Below are 19,374 nucleotides of genomic sequence, written 5' to 3'. Positions count from 1 at the left end.
GGCCCCGCGCAGACCAGGGCGAGCAGCGCCGCGGGGAGGGCGGCGAGGGCGAGCGGGCGGGGGACCGGCAGGCGCCGACGTCGTGGCGCGGGCGCGGCTGCGGGTCCGGGCGCGGGGGGTGACGCGGGCTCGGGTCCGGGCGCGAGCGGTGGCGCGGGCTCGCAGTCGAGCTCGGGGCCGGGGGCGGGCTCTGGGTCGGGCCCGGGCGCGGGCGCGGGCCGTGGCGCGGGCTCGCGGTTGAGCTCGGGGCCGGGGCCGGGGGCGGGCGTGGGATCGGGCTCGGGGTTGAGCTCGGGCCCGGGGGCGGGCGTGGCGTCGGGCTCGGGCATCGGTGTCCGGTTCGGCGTCGGGTCGGGGTTCGGGTGCGTCATCCGTCCGCCGTCAGACCGGCAGGGCCCAGGCCTGGTCGACCCGGTGGTCGCCGCAGGGGGCCAGCCGCAGCCGCTCGGCCGGGGCGTCCGGGGTGGCGGCCGCGACCGGGGCCGTCAGGCACAGGCCGCTGGCCTCCTCGACGAGCGCCCCGTCGCGGCGGTGCGTCCAGCTCTGGCCCTGCTGCCCGGCCTCCGCGGGCGCGCAGTCCGCCAGCTCCACCAGGCCGTCCTCGCCGGCCGACAGGCACTCGCCGGCCAGCCGCAGGCTCGCGCCGCCGACCAGGGTCCACCGCTGGTCGGGGGCTCCGGTACACCTCCCCATGACCACCGCGCCGACACCCGTGGTGTTGGCCCCGTCGGCGCACCTGGCGCCGTCCCCGACGATCTGACCGGTCGGGACGGCCTGGGCGCAGCCGCGCGGGGTGAGCCGCCAGACGGCCGTGTCGTGACCGGCCAGCCTTCCGGTCAACGCATCGGAGACCTCCCGGCGTTGCCCGCTCCACAGGTCACGCGCGTCGGTCGTACAGGACGGCAGCCCGATCTCGTCGAGCGGCACGTTGATGTCCCGGGCGGCGCCGGAGCGGTTGAGCACGGCCACCGCGCGGTCGCCGTTCGCGAGCGGCCGCACCAGGATCTCGAAGGTCGCGTTCGAGGAGACCACTGCTCCCTGACGGCCCATGGGGTCCTGGTCCAGCTCGACGAGACGGGTGTTCCCGAGGGCGGCGAGCCCGCCCGGAGTCAGGCGGGAGACGTCGGACGACAGGATGAAGGGGGCCGCCATCATGGCCCACAGGGCGACCTGGCTGCGGCTTTCGGCGTCACTGAGTCCGGGGGCGCCCGCGATGAGGAAGTCGGGGTCGTTCCAGTTGCCGGGGCCCGCGTACCGCCCCAGCCAGCGGTTGTAGCCGTAGTTGCCCATCACCGAGCTCCACCGCGAGGCGGCGGGGGCGGCGGGGGCGTACACCTTGATGTCCCGGCCCTCGCGCCACAACTGTCCGGTCTCGCCGACCCAGCCGAGGACCTTGTGCCAGTCGGAGCCGCCCCATTCACCCTGCTGGAAGTAGGCGGGCGCGGAGGCCGACAGCACCATGTCCCGGCCGCTCGCGCGCAGGGCCGCGGCGACGGAGTGGTAGGCGTCCCGGTAGGCCTGTTCCTTCGTCCTGCCCTCCGGCACCCACAGGTTGCAGCCGTCCATCTTCACGTAGTCGACGTTCCAGGAGGCGAACTGCCGGGCGTCCTGCGCGTAGTGGTCCGCGCCGCCGCCCTGGGGGGCCCCGCTTCCCGGGTACTTCTCACAGGTGAGCGAGCCGGCGTCCTGGTAGATGCCGAACTTCAGGCCCTTGGCGTGCAGGTGGTCGCCGAGCCAGGCCATGCCGTGCGGGAACTTCTCCTTGTCGACGACCAGCGCGCCCCGCGCGTCGCGGCTCTTGGTCATCCAGCAGTCGTCGACGGTCACCGTGTCGTAGCCCTTGGCGGCGAGCCCGGTGGAGACGAGCGCGTCGGCGTTCGCGACGACCTTGGCCTCGTCGATGTCGCACATGTAGTGCGCCCAGTTGTTCCAGCCCATGGGCGGGGTGAGCGCGAGCGGGGTGTCAGAGGTCGCGGTGGGCTCGGCCGCCGCCGGGGCGGGGGAGAGCGTCAGGGCGAACAGGGCGGCCGCGGTCAGACAGGGGAGCGAGGCGCGCAGGCGAGGCGGCACGGAGTCTCCTTGACGTGGACGTGGACGTGGACGTGGACGTGGACGTGGACATGTGGCGCGTGGCTGGGGCAGTGGGGCAGTCGTGCGCCCAGTGCAGCGAGGTGACTACCCGCTGTCAACGCAAGTCGCTGATTATCCGCCAATGACCAGCAATATGGCCGCAGTCGATGACGCGAGGAGGGTGTGATACGGCGTATGTTACGGTGTATCTCATGCCGAGGAGATCAGCCGCCCTGGACCGGGCCACACCTGGGGCGATCGCCGTCGCCGCCCTGCGCATCATCGACGAGGAAGGGCCCGCGGCCCTGAGCTTCCGCGCCCTCGCCGACCGGCTCGACGTCTCGCACGCCACCGTCCAGCGCCGCTGCTCCGACCTCGCCGGACTGCTGGACCTCTGCACCGAGCACCTGGCCGCGCAGCTCCCCGACGTCCCCGCCGGAACGGACTGGGCGGACGCCGCCGAGCAGCGGTTCGGTGCGCTGTACCGGCTGCTCACCGCCCACCCCGGGCTGCTGGTCCTGCGCGGAGGCCGCCCCTGGCTCGGGCGGCAGCTGCTGGCCCGGCTGGTGGAGCCCGCGCTCGCCGACAGCGTGGCCGCAGGCATGACCGCCGCCGAGGCGATGACCGTCTACCGCCGCATGTACCTGCTCACCCTGGGCAGCGCGGCCTTCGTGGACCACCGGGACCCGGCCGGAGCCACCGCCGCCTCCCGGGCGGCCCTGGCCGCGCTGGACCCTGCCGAGTTCCCGGTGCTCGCGGGCGGGCTGGCGGACGTACTGCCGCCGCTGACGGACCACGAGGTGTACTACGGCGCCCTGCGCCAGCTGATCGAGGCCGCCCGGCCCACCGAGCCCACCGCCTGAACGGGGAGACAGACCATGCAACCGGCACAGCACCTCGACTACGCCGCCGTGCGCGCCGCCGCCGGCCGGATCGCCGGAGCGGTACGGCCCGTCGCCGTGGCCCCGGCGGCCGAGGGCGTCTGGTACGCGCTGGAACACCTCCAGCACACCGGCTCCTTCAAGGCCCGCGGCGCGCGCAACTTCCTCGCCGCCCACGCCGGCGCCGGCACCCTCCCGGACACGGGCGTCACCATCGCCTCCGGCGGCAACGCGGGCCTCGCCTGCGCCTGGGCGGCCCGCGCCCACCGCGTGCCCGCGACCGTGTTCCTGCCCGTGGGCGCCCCCCGGGTGAAGGTGGAGCGGCTGCGCGGGTACGGGGCCGAGGTGCGGCTCGTCGGCGACCGGTACGCCGAAGCGCTGGCCGCCTGCGAGGAGTTCGCCGCCGCGAGCGGGGCCCTGAGCAGCCACGCCTACGACCACCCGCTCATCGCGGCGGGTGCCGGGACCCTGCTCGACGAGATCCGTGCCGCCCTGCCCGGGCTGGACACCGTGGTCGTCGCCGTCGGCGGCGGCGGACTGTTCGCCGGGGTCGCCACCGCCGCCCGCGAACACGGCGTGCGGGTGGTCGCGGCCGAGCCGGAGAACTGCCGGGCCCTGAACGCGGCCCTGGCGGCGGGCCGCCCCGTGGACGTCGCCGTGGACTCCGTGGCCGCCGACTCCCTCGGAGCCACCCGGGTCTCCGCGGACGCGCTGGCCGCCGCGCGGGACGCGTCCGTGCGCTCGGTCCTGGTCCCGGACGAGGCGATCACGGCCGCCCGGCGCGCGCTCTGGGAGGAGCACCGGCTCGTGGTCGAGACGGGCGCGGCCACCGCTCTGGCGGCGCTGCGCTGCGCTGCGCGACCGCTCGGCGAGCGCGTCGCCGTGATCCTCTGCGGGGCCAACACGGACCCCGCGGACCTGGTGGCTCCCGGGATCTGAGCCTCACCCGGACGGACGGACGGACGGACGGACGGACGACGATCGTCGCGGCGGCCGACGACTTTCGAGGACAGCACGGGGTGCCGCCCCTTTGTGAGGGTTCGCAGTGTCCGGGCGACGGCCGCCGGGGCACGGTGAACGACACGGAGGAACGGGCGTGGCACAGCGCAAGGGTTGTCTGATCGGCTGCGGGGTGGCGCTGGTACTGGGCATCGGCCTCGCAGTGGTGGCGGTCTTCGGGATGGGCAAGGTCCTCGACTTGGCCGACAAGACCCTGGTCGACCCCAAGGTCTACGAGGCCGTCAAGGCCGGTGACGCGGAGAGCGAGGTGCGCGCCAAGCTCCCGTCGGGCGACTCCTTCGTCAAGAGCGCGCTCAAGGAGGGCGGCCCGCCCCAGCCCGAGGGCAGCACCTGCTCCTGGTACCTCGCCGGCGGCGACCCCCGGAACGGCAAGGAGACGGTGCTGCGCTTCTGCTTCAAGGACGGCAAGCTTGCCGAGAAGGCCGAGTACCCGATGGCGTAGGGCCGCGACCGCCCACCGTCCCGGCCGCCTCGGGCCCCGGCGCTCATGCGGTTTCCCGGCCCACGGGTAAAGCGCATTAGTGCGGGTCTTCGCGGACCGTCGACAAAGAGTCAACATCCTGACGGTGAACCGGCTTCGCCATCGAATCGATATCACGGTCGATTTCTTTTGGACTAAAGCGCATCAGTCCAGTTCGGAGGCGGTCGCACCGGGCGCCCCAGAGGCGGGTGCGGAGCCGCCGCAGCGATCGTCACCTGTGCACCACCGGCCATTGCCGCTCCGGCCTCATTGACGAGGTCTTGCTCTCCGGCGACCGTGGGCACCGCCTCCGGCAATGAGGCCGGACTTCTGCGAAGGCGGCGACGATGACCCGTGCGAACCCGACCCGTATCGCCGTTGCCGCGCTGGCGGCCGGCGTCCTCCTCTCGGCCGCCGGGTGTGGCATGAGCGGCGCTTCCGGGCAGTCCCGGGAGGCCGAGAGGACGGGCAGGGTGGCGGGTGAGATCACCTTCCGCACGCTCCAGCTGAAGCCCACGTTCACGGCGTACGTGCAGGGCGTGATCGACGGCTTCGAGCAGAAGTACCCCGGGGCCGAGGTCAGATGGGAGGACGTCCCGGGCGACGGCTACAACGAGAAGCTCGTCGCCGACGCCCAGGCCGGAGCCCTCCCGGACGTGGTCAACCTCTCCACCGACTCCTTCCAGCTCCTCGGCGACCGCGGCATGCTCGCCGACGTCGCCAAGCTCGACGGCGCGGTCGCGGGGGAGTACGTGCCGGGCGCCTGGGAGCAGTTCAAACTCCCGGGCAGGGGCGACGGCGTGTTCGCGTACCCCTGGTACGTGACCCCGGAGATCCTCACCTACAACGAGGCGCTCTTCGAGAAGGCGGGCCTGGACCCGGCCGAGCCGCCCACCAGCGTGGAGCAGTTCTTCGACTACGCCGAGAAGATCGCCGCCTCGTCCGGCGGCCGGTACTCCGCCTTCATGGCCGACCCCAAGGGCCGCCTGCCCGGTGACTGGCAGAAGATGGGCGTCCCCCTCCTCGACGAGAAGCGCGAACGGTTCACCTTCGACACCGACACGGCCGTCGCCTGGGTGGAGCGGATGAAGGACCTGTACGCCAAGGGCGCCATGCCCAAGGAGTCACTGCTCAAGTCCGACGACATCAACCAGCTCTACGGCGGCGGAAAGCTCGTCTTCGGCCCCGGCTCCCCGGGCTTCGTCAAGGACGTCAGGCGCAACGCTCCCCAGGTGTACGCGGGCACCCGGGTCGCGGGCGCCGTCACGGGCAAGCTCGGCCACATAGGCATCTACGCCCAGTGCCTCGGCATCAAGAGGGACACCAAGCACCTGGACGCGGCGGCCGAGTTCGCCAAGTGGGTCACCAACGGTCCCAACCAGGTGGAGTTCTCGAAGAAGGCCACCATCTACCCCTCCAACGCCCGGGGCCTCGCCGACCCGTACTTCACGGACAGGGGCGACGGCAAGGACGCGGAGACCCTCGCCCGCGCGGTCGGCGCCGAGCAGCTGAAGACCGCCGGGCTCGACGCCAACACCCCCGTCCAGTGGACCAACCAGGTGGGCGACGCCGTCGTACGCGAGGTGCAGAAGGCCATCAAGGGCGAACAGGACGCCCGTACGGCGGTGAAGAGGGCCCAGGAGGAGGCCAACAAGCTCCTCGCCGACGCGGCGCGCAGGTGACCGGCGCCCCGGACGGCACGCGGCACCGCAGACGGGCGCGGAAGGCGAAGGCGGCCATGGAGGCCGACACCGGGCTGGTCCACCGCACCTGGTGGACCCCCTACCTCTTCCTCGCCCCCGGCCTGGTGATGGTGACGCTGTTCAGCCTCTGGCCGTTCGTCAACACCGTGATCCTCTCCCTCACCGACTCCCGGATCCTGCGCGGCGGCACCTTCATCGGCTTCGACAACTACACCCGGGCCTTCGCCGACCCCGACTTCTGGGTCGCGACCGCCAACAGCGTCCTGTACCTGGTGGTCGTCGTGCCCTGCCTGGTCTTCCTGCCGCTGGCCCTCGCGGTCCTCGTACGGACCAGGGTCCCCGGCATCGGGTTCTTCCGGTCCGCCTTCTACACGCCGGTGATCGCCTCCGCCGTGGTCGTCGGCCTGATCTGGCAGTGGGTGCTGCGCAGCGACGGGCTGGTCAACACCGTCTTCCTGAAGCTGCGCGTCGTCTCGGAGCCGGTGCCGTTCCTGACGGACAGCACGATGCTGCTGGTCTCCGCGATGATCGTGACCGTGTGGAAGGGCCTCGGCTACTACATGGTCTTCTACCTGGCGGCCCTCGGGAACGTCCCCGCCTCCCTCCACGAGGCGGCCGCGCTCGACGGCGCCGGCTCCGTCCGCCGCTTCTTCAGCATCACCGTCCCCCAGGTGAAGCCGATGATGCTGCTGGTCGGCACCCTCTCCGCCATCTCGGCGCTGCGCGTCTTCACCGAGATCTACATCCTCGGCGGCGAGAGCGGCGGTCCCGGCGGCGGTGCCCGCACCCTGCCCTTCCTCATCCGGCAGGTCGGCCTCGGCTTCTCCGGCGAGACGGGCTACGCCTCCGCGATCTCCCTCCTGCTGTTCCTCCTGACGCTGGTCTTCAGCCTGCTGGGCCGCCGCCTGTCGAAGGGGGACGAGAGGTGAGACGTCCCTGGACCGGCCCGGCCTGCCGGTACGCCACACTGCTGCTGATGCTCGTGGTCATGCTGGGCCCGATCGTGTGGCAGTTCCTGACCTCGATCCGCGGCCGCACGGAGAACGTGTACGACGGCGTGCTGCCCTCGCAGCCCACCCTCGACAACTACGTCCGCGTCGCCGAGTCCTTCCCGCTCCTCCAGTACGTCGGCAACACCCTGATCGTTGCCGTCCTCGCCGTCACCTCGAACACGCTGTTCGCGTCGATGGGCGGGTACGCCCTGTCCCGGGCCGCCTGGAAGGGCCGCAAGGCCGTCTTCACCGTCCTGGTGGCGTCCCTGATGTTCCCCTTCGAGTCCGTGATGATCTCGATGTTCCTCACGGTCCGCGGGATGGGCCTGGTCGACACCCTCATCGGCGTGTGGCTCCCCGGCGCGGTCTCCGTCCTCAACATCATGATCATGCGGGCGGCCTTCCTGTCCGTGCCCAAGGAAGTGGAGGAGGCCGCGGTCCTGGACGGCGCGGGCGAATGGGCCCGCTTCACCCGCGTCTTCCTCCCCTCCGCCAAGGGAGCCCTGGCCGTCGTCTGCATCACCAGCTTCATGGGTGCCTGGGACGACTTCCTGTGGCCCCTGCTGGTCCTGACCGACAGCGAGAACTACACCCTGCAACTCGGCCTGAAGACCCTGGCCGGCGCCACCACCGTCAACGACCAGCGGCTCATCGCCGCCGGCGCGATGGCCGCGCTCATCCCGATGGTGCTCCTCTTCTTCGCCCTCCAGCGTTTCTTCTTCAAGGGCGTGGGCGAGGGAGCCGTCAAGACCTGAGCCGGTCCGTCCACCGCCCGTACCGACCACCCTCCCCTGGAGCAGCCGTCATGCACGACGACCGCAGCGTCACCGAACACCGCCTCCGCCGGGTCCTCAAGGAGCGGATCAAGCCCGCCGTCCACTCCCGCCCGGTCCCGCTGACCGTCGAGCGCTGGGAGGTGCCGGGTGAACCCGTCCCCGTCGCCGAGGGCCTGGCGGCGACGTACGGGCCCTGCGCGATCGGCGACGCGTGGGGCCCGGCCTGGGGCACCACCTGGTTCAAGGTCACCGGCACCGTCCCCGCCGAGTGGGCCGGCCGTACGGTGGAGGCCGTCCTCGACCTCGGCTTCGACCGGATGATGCCCGGCTTCCAGTGCGAGGGCCTGGTCCACCGGTCCGACGGCGGCGAGGTCAAGGCGCTCAACCCGTACAACGACTGGGTGCGCGTCGCCGACCGCGCCGCGGGCGGCGAGCAGGTCGAGTGGTACGTGGAGGCCGCCTCCAACCCGGTCCTCGTCGACCACACGGCCACGTCCGAGGGCGACCGGCTGACCAGCGGCGACCAGCCCCTCTACCGGCTCGCGCGGATGGACCTCACCGTCTTCGAGACCGAGGTCTGGGAACTGGTCCAGGACCTCGAAGTCCTCTACGACCTCATGGTGCAGCTCGACACCGCGGACGCCCGGCGGTACGAGATCCTGCGCGCCGTCGAGGCGGCTCTGGACGCGGTGGACCTCGGCGACGTGGCCGGCACGGCGGCCGCCGCCCGGTCGTGCCTGGTGGGCGTGCTCGCCGCGCCCGCCCACGCCTCCGCGCACCGGATCAGCGCGGTCGGCCACGCCCACATCGACTCCGCGTGGCTGTGGCCCCTGCGTGAGACGGTCCGCAAGGTCTCGCGCACCTCGTCCAACATGGTCAACCTGATGGACGAGCACCCCGAGTTCGTCTTCGCCATGTCGCAGGCGCAGCAGCTCGACTGGATCAAGACCTACCGGCCCGAGCTCTTCGAGCGGGTCAAGAAGAAGATCGCGGACGGGCAGTTCGTGCCGGTCGGCGGCATGTGGGTGGAGTCCGACACCAACATGGTCGGCGGCGAGGCCATGGCCCGCCAGTTCCTCTACGGGAAGAAGTTCTTCCTCGACGAGTTCGGCATCGAGACCCTGGGCGCCTGGCTCCCCGACTCCTTCGGCTACACCGCCGCCATGCCCCAGATCGTCAGGCTCTCCGGCTCCAAGTGGTTCCTGACCCAGAAGATCTGCTGGTCCCAGGTCAACACGTTCCCCCACCACACCTTCTGGTGGGAGGGCATCGACGGCACCCGGGTCTTCACCCACTTCCCGCCCGTCGACACCTACAACTCGGACCTCGGCGGTGCCCAGCTGGCCCACGCCGCCCGCAACTACCGCGAGAAGGGCCGGGGCACGCGGTCGCTGACCCCCTTCGGCTGGGGCGACGGCGGTGGCGGCCCCACCCGCGAACACCTCGCCCGTGCCAAGCGCCAGCGGGACCTCGAAGGCTCCCCGCGGGTCGAGATCGAGCGGCCGGACGCCTTCTTCGAGAAGGCCCGCGCCGAATACCCGGACGCGCCCGTCTGGGCCGGCGAGCTCTACCTGGAGCTGCACCGCGGCACCTACACCTCCCAGGCCAAGACCAAGCAGGGCAACCGGCACAGCGAATCGCTGCTGCGCGAGGCCGAATTGTGGGCCGCCACCGCCGCCGTGAAGGTGCCGGGGTACGGGTACCCGTACGAGGACCTGGAGCGGATCTGGAAGACGGTGCTGCTGCACCAGTTCCACGACATCCTGCCCGGCTCCTCCATCGCCTGGGTGCACCGCGAGGCGCGCGAGACGTACCGGGCGCTGCGCGAGGAACTCCGGGGCATCACCCTGGCCGCCCAGCAGGCACTCGCGGGGGAGGGCACGGAGGAACTGGTCTTCAACTGCGCGCCGCACGCCCGGCGCGGCATCCCGGCCGGCGGCGCGGGCCACCCGGCCGAGGCGGGGCATCCCGTCACGGTGGAGGAGCGGCACGGCGGCGGGCACGTCCTGGCCAACGGGCGGCTGCTGGTCGAGATCGACGGCCGGGGGCTGGTCGTCTCCGCCTACGACCTGGAGGCGCGGCGCGAGTCGGTCGCCCCCGGAGCCGCCGCGAACCTGCTCCAGATCCACCCCGACTTCCCGAACATGTGGGACGCCTGGGACGTCGACGCGTTCTACCGCAACAAGGTCACGGACCTCGTGCAGCTGGACGCGCTGGAGGTCGCCGAGAGCGGTCCCGCGTCCGTCACCGTCCGGGTCACCCGCTCCTTCGGCCGCTCGAAGGCGGTCCAGTCCCTCACCCTGCGGGCCGGGGCCAAGACGCTCGACATCGTCACGGACGTGGACTGGCACGAGACCGAGAAGTTCCTCAAGGCCGCCTTCCCCCTGGACGTGAAGGCCGACCGGACCGCCTCCGAAACCCAGTTCGGGCACGTCTACCGGGCCACCCACACCAACACCTCGTGGGAGGCGGCCAAGTTCGAGATCTGCGCCCACCGCTGGATCCACGCGGAGGAGCCCGGCTGGGGGGTCGCGCTGCTCAACGAGTCCACGTACGGGCACGACGTGACCCGCGACATGCGGGCCGACGGCGGGCAGACCACCACCATCCGGCTCTCGCTCCTGCGCGCCCCGCGCTACCCCGACCCGGAGACCGACCAGGGCTCCCACACGCTGCGGTACTCACTCGCGCCCGGCGCGGGGATCGGCGACGCGGTCCGTGAGGGCCACGCGCTGAACCTGCCCGAGCGCGTGGTGCCGGGCGCGGGCCCGGTCGCCCCGCTGGTGGCGGTGGACGACGACGCGGTGGTCGTCGAGGCCGTCAAGCTCGCCGAGGACCGGGGCGGCGACGTGATCGTCCGCCTCTACGAATCCCGGGGCGGCCGCGCCACGGCCACGCTCACGGCGGACTTCCCGCTCACGGCGGCCGCCGAGAGCGACCTCCTCGAACGTCCGCTGGAGGGCGGGGCGGTGGGATCTCCCGCACCGGACGGGACGGTCGCCCTGACCCTCCGTCCCTTCCAGATCCTCACGATCCGCCTGCGCCGCTGATGTCGCGGTAGGCGCGTTGCCGCCGGGCCCGCCGCCTCGTGGCGGCGGGCCCGGACCGGCCGGGGCACCGGGCCGGAGGCGTGAGGCGCTCCGTCATCCGGCAGACGGTACGGGCACCACGTGAGCCGCTGGGGACCGCTGGGCGGGGGAACTGCGTGGACGGTGCTCGGCCGTTGCCGTATGTTCCTGCCTGCCCGCCCCCTGTTGGCGGGCTTCTTCATGTCACGTGCACCCATGGGGGGTCCTTCGCCATGTCCTTCGGCACCAGATCACTGCCTCCGCTCGGCGCGCCCCCGGTGCGCCCGCTGGCCCGCTCGCCGAAGGGCCTGGCCACGGCGCTGACCGTGCTGCTCGGCCTGTGCGCGGCGACCCGTCTGCTGGCCGTGGCCGCCGGGATCAACCGGTACCTGGCCGTGGACGCCCTGCCGAAGGGACCGGTGGCGGGCGCGGGACCGTCCTGGCCGCTGTACTCGATGGCGATGGGTCTGGTCCTGCTGGCCATGGCGCCCACGGCCGTGGTGTTCGTCGTCTGGTTCCACCGGGTCCGGGCGAACGCGGGTGTGTACGCACCGGGGATGTTCATCCGGGGCGCGGGCTGGGCGATCGGGGTCTGGTTCATCCCGCTCGTGGGCTGGACCCTCCTCGCGCACATGATCGCCGTGAAGGTGTGGGCGGCCAGTGCGTCGAGGCAGCCCGGCAGCGCTGCGTCACCCGTTTCGGCGGCCCCCGTCGCTGCCTGGTCCGGCACGTTCGGCGCGGCGCTGCTGGTTTCCCTGGCCGTCGGCCGCTTCGCCGCCGACGCCACGACCCGGGACGGGCTGCGCGACGCCGTCCTGGTCGCCATGGCCTCGGACCTGCTCTTCGCCGTGGCGGCCGGGCTGACCGTCGTCTTCGTGCGCAGGCTGTCGGCGATGCAGTCGGCGTGAACTCCGCCACAGCCGGCGGCGCGGGCGGGCCGCCCGGCCCGGGTTCCGGGCGGGGTAGGGCCCCACTTGGTTTTGCACCTAGTTGCAAAACCGGGCCGCCCTCGCTAGAACAGGGACATCACCCCCGCGCGAGGAGGCGCCCCCCATGTCCCAGAGCCGGTACCCGCACCTGCTGAGCCCCCTGGACCTCGGCTTCACCACCCTGCCGAACCGCGTGATCATGGGGTCGATGCACACCGGCCTCGAAGAGCACGAGGGCGGCTTCGAGCGCCTCGCCGCCTTCTACGCCGAGCGCGCCCGCGGCGGCGCGGGCCTGATCGTCACCGGCGGCATCGCGCCCAACGACGCCGGCCGGCCCTTCGAGGGCGGCTCCCGCCTCACCACCGAGGACGAGGCCGCCGAGCACCGGGTGATCACCGAGGCGGTGCACGCCGAGGGCGGGAAGATCGCGATGCAGATCCTCCACTTCGGCCGCTACGCCTACCACAAGGACCTGGTCGCCCCCAGCCCCCTCCAGGCCCCGATCAGCCCGTTCGTCCCGAACGAGCTCACCGACATCGAGGTCGAGCGGACGGTGGAGGACTTCGTCCGCGCCGCCCGCCTCGCCAAGCTCGCGGGCTACGACGGCGTCGAGATCATGGGCTCCGAGGGCTACCTGATCAACGAGTTCATCGCCGCCGCCACCAACCGGCGCACCGACCGCTGGGGCGGCGCGTACGAGAACCGCGTCCGCTTCCCGCTGGAGATCGTCCGCCGCACCCGCGCGGCCGTCGGCGAGGACTTCATCCTCATCTACCGCCTCTCCATGCTCGACCTGATCCCCGGCGGCTCCACCCTCGACGAGGTCGTCCACCTCGCCAAGGAGATCGAGGCGGCCGGCGCCACCATCATCAACACCGGCATCGGCTGGCACGAGGCCCGCATCCCCACCATCGCCACCTCCGTCCCGCGCGGCGCCTACACCTGGGTCACCAAGCGGCTGATGGGCGCGGTGAGCGTCCCCCTCGTCACCAGCAACCGGATCAACACCCCCGAGATCGCCGAGGAACTGCTCGCCGACGGGCGCGCCGACCTGGTTTCGCTGGCCCGCCCCTTCCTCGCCGACGCCGACTTCGTCGCCAAGGCCGCGGCCGGCCGCCCCGAGACGATCAACACCTGCATCGGCTGCAACCAGGCCTGCCTCGACCACACCTTCAGCGGCAAGATCACCAGCTGCCTGGTCAACCCGCGTGCCTGCCACGAGACCGAACTCGTCCTGTCGCCCACGCAGCTGAAGAAGCGCGTCGCCGTCGTCGGCGCCGGTCCGGCGGGACTGGCCTGCGCCGTCTCCGCCGCCGGCCGCGGTCACGCCGTCACCCTCTTCGAGGCCTCCGGCCACATCGGCGGGCAGCTCGACATCGCCCGCCGCATCCCGGGCAAGGAGGAGTTCGAGGAGACCATCCGCTACTACGGCACCCAGCTCGCCGCCCACGCCATCGACGTCCGGCTGAACACCCGAGCCGACGTGGAGACGCTCCAGGGCTACGACGAGGTCGTCGTCGCCACCGGCGTCACCCCCCGCACCCCCGACATCGAGGGCGTCGACGGCGAGAACGTCGTCACCTACCTCGACGTGCTGCGCGACGGCGCCCACGTCGGCGAGCGCGTCGCCGTCGTCGGAGCCGGCGGCATCGGCTTCGACGTCGCCGAGTTCCTCACCGACAGCGACGAGGGCGCCTCCCAGGACCCCGAGGTGTACTTCCGCCACTGGGGCGTGGACACCACGTACACCGGCCCCGGCGGGCTCGCCAAGCCCGAGCGCCCCGCGCCGCCGCGCCAGGTCCACCTGCTCCAGCGCAAGACCACCAAGGTCGGCGCCGGACTCGGCACCACCACCGGGTGGATCCACCGCGCGGAGCTCAAGCACCGCGGGGTCGTCTCCGTCGCCGGGGCGACGTACGACCGGATCGACCACGAGGGCCTGCACATCACCGTCGGCGACGAGCAGCGCCTCGTGCCCGCCGACACGGTGGTCCTGTGCACGGGCCAGGAGCCGCGCCGCGACCTGTACGAGGCGCTGCTCGCGGCCGGCACCCGGGCGCACCTGATCGGCGGCGCCGACGTCGCCGCCGAACTCGACGCCAAGCGGGCCATCCGCCAGGGCACGGAGCTGGCCGCCACGCTCTGACCCCCCTGCGGCATCGTCTGACCGAAAGGGATTGTGGCGGTCCGCCCGGACCGCCACAATCTCCCGGGTGACGTTCTCACCCGCAGACGCAGACAAGGTCCTCGCCGACAACTTCGCCCCCTGGGTGCTCGCCCTCGGCCTCACCGTCCAGGAGACCGGCGACCGGCACGCCGTCCTGCGGCTGCCGTGGTCCGACACCCTGGCCCGGGACGGCGGCGCCCTCTGCGGGCAGGCCCTGATGACGGCCGCCGACACCGCCACCGTCATCGCGATCTCCGCCGCGCGCGGGGCGTACGGGCCGATGACCACCGTTCAGCAGTCGACGAGCTTCCAGCGGCCGGTCACCGGCGCCGACGTGCTGATCCACGTACGGGTCACCAAGCTGGGCCGGCGGATGGCCTTCGCCGACATCACCATGACCCCCGAGGGCGCCGACGAGCCGTCCGCCACGGCCTCCACCGTGTACGCCCTGCTCGGCTGAGCTCAGTCGCGGCCCGCGAGCGGCAGCCGGACCACGAGCCGGGCCCCGCGCGCGGACGCCTCGGCGGTGAGGGTGCCGCCGTGGTGATGCGTCAGGTCCCGGGCGATGGCGAGACCGAGGCCCGCTCCGCCGTGGTCGCGGCTGCGGGCGTCGTCGAGCCGGGTGAAACGCTCGAAGACGCGCTCCCGGTCACCGGGCGGGATGCCCGGCCCGTCGTCCGTGACCTCCAGCACGGCGGTCCGTACGTGCGGGCCGTCGGCGGTGCGCAGCACCACCTCCACCCGCCCGGCGGCGTACCGCTGGGCGTTGTCGAGCAGATTGGTGACCACCCGGGCCAGCCACAGCTCGGTGCCCGTCACCTCGACGCCGGACGCCAGGTCGGTGCGTACGGGAACACGGTCCCCGAGGCGTGACTCCACCGAGCCGCGGACCACGTCGCCCAGGTCCAGCCGGACCGCGGCGACGGGCTGGGCGGCGTCGATGCGGGCGAGCAGCAGGAGGTCGGAGGCGAGCTGCTGAAGGCGTTCGATGTCCTCCAGCGCTCCGCTGATCAGCTCCGGCCACAGTTCCGGGTCCCGGACCGCCAGGGCCACCTCCAGCTGGGTGCGCAGCACCGTGATCGGGCTGCGCAGCTCGTGAGAGGCGTCGGCGATGAACTCGCGCTGGCGGATGCCGGCGGACTCCAGCCGGTCCAGGGTGGTGTTCATCGTCTGCGCCAGCCGGGCCACCTCGTCGCGGGTGGGCGGCACGGGGACCCGGCGGTGCAGGTCCCTGTCGGTGATCTCGGCGACCTCGGCGCGGATCGCCTCGACCGGGCCGAGCGCGCGGCCGGTGACCCGCCAGGTGACGAGCGCGACGGTGACGAGCAGCAGCGGGCCGCCGACCGCCAGGGCGGCGGTGGTGGTGTCGTCGGCGGCGTCCACGTCGCGCAGCGAGGTCCCCACGAAGACGGTGACCAGGCCCTGCGGGGTCTCGGTGGTGACCTGGACGACGCGCTGGCGGTGCTCGCCGCCGAGCATGCCGATCCGCCAGGTGTGGAAGGCCGTACCGGGCCGCATCGGTTTGACGGGGGCGATCGAGGGGGCCGCCGCCAGGTTCGGGGTCGCGCGCAGCACCCGGCCGCGGGCGTTCACCACCTGGACGAAGTCGGCGCCGTGCAGCGGCGGCCGCATCCGTTCGAGATTTCCGGTGGCCGCGAGCTGGGCGACCGTCTCGGCCTGCCGCTCCGCGTCGCGCTCGGCGTTGCGGAGCAGTTCGGCCTCCAGCAGCCCGAGCAGGGCGAAGGAGGCCAGCGCCAGGGCCGCGGCGACGACCACGACGGCACCCACCGTGGCACGGGCGCGGACGGTCGTGGGCCACAGCCGCCGCAGCGGCGGCCACGGGAGGGCGCCCCGCAGACGTCGCCGACGGGCCGGGCGGGGGAGCGCGGTCTCAGCCACCGTCGGCCGCCAGGCGGTAGCCGGCACCGCGTACGGTCTCCAGGGCGGTGCGACCGAACGGCGTGTCGATCTTGCGGCGTACGGCGCTGACGTGGACCTCGACCACGTTGGGGTCCCCGGCGAAGGCACTGTCCCACACCTGTTCCAGGATCTCCCGTTTGGGTATCACCTCGCCGGGACGCCGGGCCAGGTACTCCAGGACCGCGAACTCCCGTGCGGTCAGCCGTATCTCGCTGTCGCCGCGGGCGCAGGAGTGCCGGGCCGGGTCCAGCGTCAGGTCGCCGAACCGCATCGTCTGCGGGCCCCGCCGGCCCGTACGCCGCCCCAGCGCCCTCAGCCGGGCGACCAGGACGAGGTACGAGAAGGGCTTGGACAGGAAGTCGTCGGCGCCGGTGTCCAGGGCCTCCGCCTCGTCGTACTCGCCGTCCTTGGCCGTGAGCATCAAGATCCCCGACTCGTTGCCGGCGGCGCGCAGCCGCGCGCACACCCGGTAGCCGTTCAGGCCGGGCAGCATGATGTCGAGCACGATCAGGTCGTAGTCGTGCTCGGTGGCCATCCACAGCCCTTGCAGCCCGTCGTGGGCCACGTCCACCGAGAACCCCTCGGATTGAAGTCCCCGCTGCAGGGCCACGGCCAGTCGCCGTTCGTCCTCCACCACCAGTACGCGCATGCCGACAGGGTCTCAGGCCCGGCCGGCATCCGGCTGAAGAGGTCTTCAGCTGGCTTCAGGTGGGCTTCAGCATCCGCTCGGCATGCTCGGGAACGATCCGGGTGCGGTGCCCGGTTGTGCATGAGGAGTGCCGGTATGTCTGAGTCCGTCCCGCCGTCCGTCCCGCCGTCCGTCCCGCCGTCCGAGCAGCCCGAGAACACCCCGGGACCCGGCGTCCGCAAGCGCGCGCCCCTGGGACGCCTGGTCCCCGGCAGCAAGGGCGCCCGCTGGGCGGCGCTGGGTGCGGCCGCGGTCATCGTCGGCGGTGGCGCGGCGGCCGTCGCCGTGGCCGGGCACCACGACGGCCAGGTGAGGGCGCACGGGGGCCCGCGCATGGCCTGGGCCGGTCCCGGTCACGAGGGTGAGGGCAAGCGCGGACCCGGGAAGCCCGGCGAGCCCGGTGAGAAGCGCGAGCGCATGCGCCTCGACCTGAGGGGGATGGGCCCGGGGCAGCCCGGCATGCTCAAGGAGCACGGCGCCAAGGGCGGCCCGGGCTCCGGGAAGGCGGCGCCGGCGCCGCTGCCGTCGCTGCCCATCGGCCAGGCCGCCGAGAAGGCGGCCGGCGCGGTGGAGGGCGGCAAGGTGGAGAGCCTTCGCGTCGTCGCACAGGAGGGTGGCGGCAGCGCGTGGCGGGCCGTGGTGATCGGACCGGACGGGGTGCGGCACGCGGTGACCGTCTCCGGCACCGACGGCACCGTCACGGGCAACACCACCCTCACCGGCCACGGCCGGTAGGAGAGGGCCGCCGGAGGGCCGGCCGGGGGCCGACCGACGGTCGCGCCGGAGGAAAACCGCGAGACACACCGGGACGGCGTCGCATAGCGTCCCGGTGTCGACGTCCTCGCCGTCGCACACCACACACGCGCGTAGTGCGGAACGGGAGTTCGTCCGGTTTGACTGATCGAGGCCTTGCACGCGAGCAGCCCCCGCTCGGACGGAACAGGGACTTCAACGTCTTCTGGCTCGGCCAGGCCCTCTCCGTCCTGGGCGGGTCCGTCTCGCTGCTCGCGCTTCCGCTGCTGGTCCTCGAAGCCACCGGTTCCGTCGTGCAGTTGGGCCTGATCACCGTCGTCTCCGGTGTCACCGCCATCGGCACCGGGCTGTTCGCCGGATACGTCGTGGACCGGGTGGACCGCCGCCGGCTGATGATCGTCTGCGATCTGACGCGGGCGGCGCTGCTCGGTGCGGTGCCGGTCGTGTGGTGGGCCGCCGGGCCGCGGATCTGGCTGCTGTACGTGCTGACCGCGCTGGCCACCGTACTGAAGACGCTGTTCGACGTGGCCTACGTGACGTCCGTGCCGAACCTGGTCCGCAGGCAGGACCTGATCGCCGCCAACGGACGGCTGATGGGAACCTTCGCCATCGGGACCCTCCTCGGGCCGGTGGCGGCCGGGTTCCTCGCGGCCGGGGTGGGCCCGGACTGGGCACTGGGCGTCGACGGGGCGACCTTCCTCGTCTCCGCCGCCAGCCTGGGATGGGTGCGGTTCCGGCGTCCCGACGACGGCTGCGCGGAGCCGGCGGGGGCGCGGGCGGGGGCGGGGGCGCTGCGCGAGGTGTTCCTCGTGGGCTTCCGCTTCCTGTGGACGCATCCGCTGCTGCGCCCGCTCACGGTGCTCCTCACCCTGCTGACCTTCGTCACCATGGGCGCCGTCGACCTGCTGATCTACCGGGTCCGGATCGACCTGGACCGGGACGCCGCCACCCTCGGCTACGTGATCGCCGTCAGCGGGATCGGAGTGGTCGCCGCGTCCCTCGGCGCCGGGCGGCTGCGCCGGGTCCTCGGCTTCGGACCCTGCTGGCTGACCTCGGTCGCGCTGATCGGCGTCGCGGTGGCGGGAATCGGCGTCAGCCGCAGTGTGCCGGTGATCGCCGTGCTCGCCGCCGTCTTCATGTTCGGGATGACCCTGGGCGGGGTGACCAGCATGACGCTGCGCCAGGAGGTGACCCCCGGTCACCTGCTCGGCCGGGTCACCTCCGCCTTCTGGACGGTCCACAACGCCTCGGGTCCTGTGGGCGCGGGCGTGCTCACGGTGCTGGCCGACGGCCACGGGGTTCCGGCGGTCAGCCTGGCGGCCGGAGCCTTCTGCCTGCTGATCTTCGGGGCCGGGCTGCTGACGCCGCTGCGCGCCGCACGCGACGGCGCTGCCGGCGCGGCGCCCCGGGCCACCCGGAAGCCGGATGCGAGGTGCGACCCGGAGGAGCGTCTGGGATCGTGAGGGACGGGCCGTCTCAGCGAGGAGCGGATATGTCCGGACAGTTCGAGGCGGGCGTCGAGATCGACCGGCCGGTCGAGGAGGTCTTCGCCTACCTCGCCGACGGTCGCAACGACCCCGAGTTCAGCCCGCGCGTCCAGCAGATCACCAAGACCCCCGACGGCCCCACCGCGCTCGGCACGGTCTTCCGCAGCACCGTCAAGGACGCCGGGATGAAGACCGGCCGGGAGTTCCGCATCGTCGGCTACGACCCGCCGCACCGGATCCGCTGGTCGGAGCAGAGCCGCAACCTGGTCACCGCGGAGGGCGGCTACGACCTCGAAGCCCTCCCCGGCGGCCGCACCCGGGTCCGCATCTTCAACACCCTCGAAGGCCACGGCCTCGGCAGACTGCTCGTCGGCTTCGCGGTGAGCGCGGCCCGCAAGGACGCCCCCGCCTTCGGCCGCCGCATCAAGGCGGCCGCGGAGGCGTCCCTCAGGCGGTAGGG

16 protein-coding genes and 1 pseudogene are annotated in these 19,374 nt (G+C 72.8%); 13 read left to right on the top strand and 4 right to left on the bottom strand.

Features of this window, described 5'->3' with window-relative positions; all coding sequences use genetic code 11:
- Both ACFCZ1_RS32125 and ACFCZ1_RS32120 read right to left on the bottom strand, forming a co-directional pair.
- Positions 1 to 371, bottom strand: a pseudogene (locus ACFCZ1_RS32125) (copper-binding protein); the annotation flags it as partial.
- Positions 372 to 381: 10 nt separating this feature from the next.
- Complete coding sequence (locus ACFCZ1_RS32120; RefSeq protein ID WP_376681796.1) at positions 382 to 2,070, bottom strand: ricin-type beta-trefoil lectin domain protein; 1,689 nt, start codon at positions 2,068 to 2,070, stop codon at positions 382 to 384.
- 212 nt (positions 2,071 to 2,282) lie between these two features.
- Here ACFCZ1_RS32120 and ACFCZ1_RS32115 point away from each other — a divergent pair, with 212 nt between their 5' ends.
- The 10 genes from ACFCZ1_RS32115 to ACFCZ1_RS32070 all read left to right on the top strand — a co-directional run bounded on the left by ACFCZ1_RS32115 (position 2,283) and on the right by ACFCZ1_RS32070 (position 14,526).
- Positions 2,283 to 2,933 carry a TetR/AcrR family transcriptional regulator gene (locus ACFCZ1_RS32115; protein WP_376681795.1) on the top strand — a complete coding sequence of 217 codons (651 nt, stop codon included), beginning with the start codon at positions 2,283 to 2,285 and terminating at the stop codon, positions 2,931 to 2,933.
- A 15-nt stretch (positions 2,934 to 2,948) separates the two neighbouring features.
- The gene (locus tag ACFCZ1_RS32110; protein WP_376681794.1) at positions 2,949 to 3,890 is read left to right on the top strand and encodes a serine/threonine dehydratase; all 942 of its coding nucleotides are present in this window, start codon (positions 2,949 to 2,951) and stop codon (positions 3,888 to 3,890) included.
- Between the two features lie 157 nt (positions 3,891 to 4,047).
- Positions 4,048 to 4,413, top strand: coding sequence for a hypothetical protein (locus ACFCZ1_RS32105; RefSeq protein WP_376681793.1), 366 nt, complete (start codon positions 4,048 to 4,050; stop codon positions 4,411 to 4,413).
- 365 nt (positions 4,414 to 4,778) lie between these two features.
- Complete coding sequence (locus ACFCZ1_RS32100; RefSeq protein ID WP_376681792.1) at positions 4,779 to 6,113, top strand: ABC transporter substrate-binding protein; 1,335 nt, start codon at positions 4,779 to 4,781, stop codon at positions 6,111 to 6,113.
- A gap of 56 nt (positions 6,114 to 6,169) precedes the next feature.
- Positions 6,170 to 7,063, top strand: a complete 894-nt coding sequence (locus tag ACFCZ1_RS32095; RefSeq protein WP_376681791.1) for a carbohydrate ABC transporter permease — start codon at positions 6,170 to 6,172, stop codon at positions 7,061 to 7,063.
- Positions 7,064 to 7,110: 47 nt separating this feature from the next.
- Positions 7,111 to 7,881, top strand: a complete 771-nt coding sequence (locus ACFCZ1_RS32090; protein ID WP_376681799.1) for a carbohydrate ABC transporter permease — start codon at positions 7,111 to 7,113, stop codon at positions 7,879 to 7,881.
- A 50-nt stretch (positions 7,882 to 7,931) separates the two neighbouring features.
- Positions 7,932 to 10,952 carry an alpha-mannosidase gene (locus ACFCZ1_RS32085; protein ID WP_376681790.1) on the top strand — a complete coding sequence of 1,007 codons (3,021 nt, stop codon included), beginning with the start codon at positions 7,932 to 7,934 and terminating at the stop codon, positions 10,950 to 10,952.
- A 251-nt stretch (positions 10,953 to 11,203) separates the two neighbouring features.
- Positions 11,204 to 11,878, top strand: a complete 675-nt coding sequence (locus ACFCZ1_RS32080) for a DUF4328 domain-containing protein (protein ID WP_376681789.1) — start codon at positions 11,204 to 11,206, stop codon at positions 11,876 to 11,878.
- A gap of 145 nt (positions 11,879 to 12,023) precedes the next feature.
- The gene (locus ACFCZ1_RS32075) at positions 12,024 to 14,045 is read left to right on the top strand and encodes an FAD-dependent oxidoreductase (protein ID WP_376681788.1); all 2,022 of its coding nucleotides are present in this window, start codon (positions 12,024 to 12,026) and stop codon (positions 14,043 to 14,045) included.
- Between the two features lie 67 nt (positions 14,046 to 14,112).
- Complete coding sequence (locus ACFCZ1_RS32070; protein ID WP_376681787.1) at positions 14,113 to 14,526, top strand: PaaI family thioesterase; 414 nt, start codon at positions 14,113 to 14,115, stop codon at positions 14,524 to 14,526.
- Positions 14,527 to 14,528: 2 nt separating this feature from the next.
- Here the strand turns inward: ACFCZ1_RS32070 and ACFCZ1_RS32065 are convergent, their stop codons facing one another.
- Positions 14,529 to 15,896 carry a sensor histidine kinase gene (locus tag ACFCZ1_RS32065; protein ID WP_376681798.1) on the bottom strand — a complete coding sequence of 456 codons (1,368 nt, stop codon included), beginning with the start codon at positions 15,894 to 15,896 and terminating at the stop codon, positions 14,529 to 14,531.
- A 61-nt stretch (positions 15,897 to 15,957) separates the two neighbouring features.
- A complete protein-coding gene (locus ACFCZ1_RS32060) occupies positions 15,958 to 16,635 on the bottom strand; it encodes a response regulator transcription factor (protein WP_376681786.1) in 678 nt (225 codons plus the stop codon).
- A 135-nt stretch (positions 16,636 to 16,770) separates the two neighbouring features.
- On the opposite strand from ACFCZ1_RS32060, the gene ACFCZ1_RS32055 reads away from it, so the two are divergent.
- The 3 genes from ACFCZ1_RS32055 (at position 16,771) to ACFCZ1_RS32045 (ending at position 19,372) form a co-directional block, all read left to right on the top strand.
- On the top strand, positions 16,771 to 17,409 hold the full coding sequence (locus tag ACFCZ1_RS32055) for a hypothetical protein (RefSeq protein ID WP_376681785.1): 639 nt from the start codon (positions 16,771 to 16,773) through the stop codon (positions 17,407 to 17,409).
- Positions 17,410 to 17,567: 158 nt separating this feature from the next.
- The gene (locus ACFCZ1_RS32050; RefSeq protein ID WP_376681784.1) at positions 17,568 to 18,890 is read left to right on the top strand and encodes an MFS transporter; all 1,323 of its coding nucleotides are present in this window, start codon (positions 17,568 to 17,570) and stop codon (positions 18,888 to 18,890) included.
- A 29-nt stretch (positions 18,891 to 18,919) separates the two neighbouring features.
- A complete protein-coding gene (locus ACFCZ1_RS32045; protein WP_376681783.1) occupies positions 18,920 to 19,372 on the top strand; it encodes an SRPBCC family protein in 453 nt (150 codons plus the stop codon).
- The last annotated feature ends 2 nt before the right edge of the window (positions 19,373 to 19,374 follow it).

Origin of the sequence: Streptomyces sp. NPDC056224 (assembly GCF_042267665.1) — a bacterium.
In the GTDB taxonomy this organism is placed as follows: domain Bacteria; phylum Actinomycetota; class Actinomycetes; order Streptomycetales; family Streptomycetaceae; genus Streptomyces.
Note: the sequence above shows the minus strand (reverse complement) of the source record. Positions and strands in the feature narration are given on the sequence as shown.

What these genes read in the sequence shown, in the direction of transcription:
- ACFCZ1_RS32115 (WP_376681795.1), top strand. Translation starts at nt 2,283, where the DNA reads ATGCCGAGGAGATCAGCCGCCCTGGACCGGGCCACACCTGGGGCGATC.
- ACFCZ1_RS32110 (WP_376681794.1), top strand. Translation starts at nt 2,949, where the DNA reads ATGCAACCGGCACAGCACCTCGACTACGCCGCCGTGCGCGCCGCCGCC.
- ACFCZ1_RS32100 (WP_376681792.1), top strand. Translation starts at nt 4,779, where the DNA reads ATGACCCGTGCGAACCCGACCCGTATCGCCGTTGCCGCGCTGGCGGCC.
- ACFCZ1_RS32095 (WP_376681791.1), top strand. Translation starts at nt 6,170, where the DNA reads ATGGAGGCCGACACCGGGCTGGTCCACCGCACCTGGTGGACCCCCTAC.
- ACFCZ1_RS32090 (WP_376681799.1), top strand. Translation starts at nt 7,111, where the DNA reads ATGCTCGTGGTCATGCTGGGCCCGATCGTGTGGCAGTTCCTGACCTCG.
- ACFCZ1_RS32085 (WP_376681790.1), top strand. Translation starts at nt 7,932, where the DNA reads ATGCACGACGACCGCAGCGTCACCGAACACCGCCTCCGCCGGGTCCTC.
- ACFCZ1_RS32080 (WP_376681789.1), top strand. Translation starts at nt 11,204, where the DNA reads ATGTCCTTCGGCACCAGATCACTGCCTCCGCTCGGCGCGCCCCCGGTG.
- ACFCZ1_RS32075 (WP_376681788.1), top strand. Translation starts at nt 12,024, where the DNA reads ATGTCCCAGAGCCGGTACCCGCACCTGCTGAGCCCCCTGGACCTCGGC.
- ACFCZ1_RS32060 (WP_376681786.1), bottom strand. Translation starts at nt 16,635, where the DNA reads ATGCGCGTACTGGTGGTGGAGGACGAACGGCGACTGGCCGTGGCCCTG.
- ACFCZ1_RS32055 (WP_376681785.1), top strand. Translation starts at nt 16,771, where the DNA reads ATGTCTGAGTCCGTCCCGCCGTCCGTCCCGCCGTCCGTCCCGCCGTCC.
- ACFCZ1_RS32045 (WP_376681783.1), top strand. Translation starts at nt 18,920, where the DNA reads ATGTCCGGACAGTTCGAGGCGGGCGTCGAGATCGACCGGCCGGTCGAG.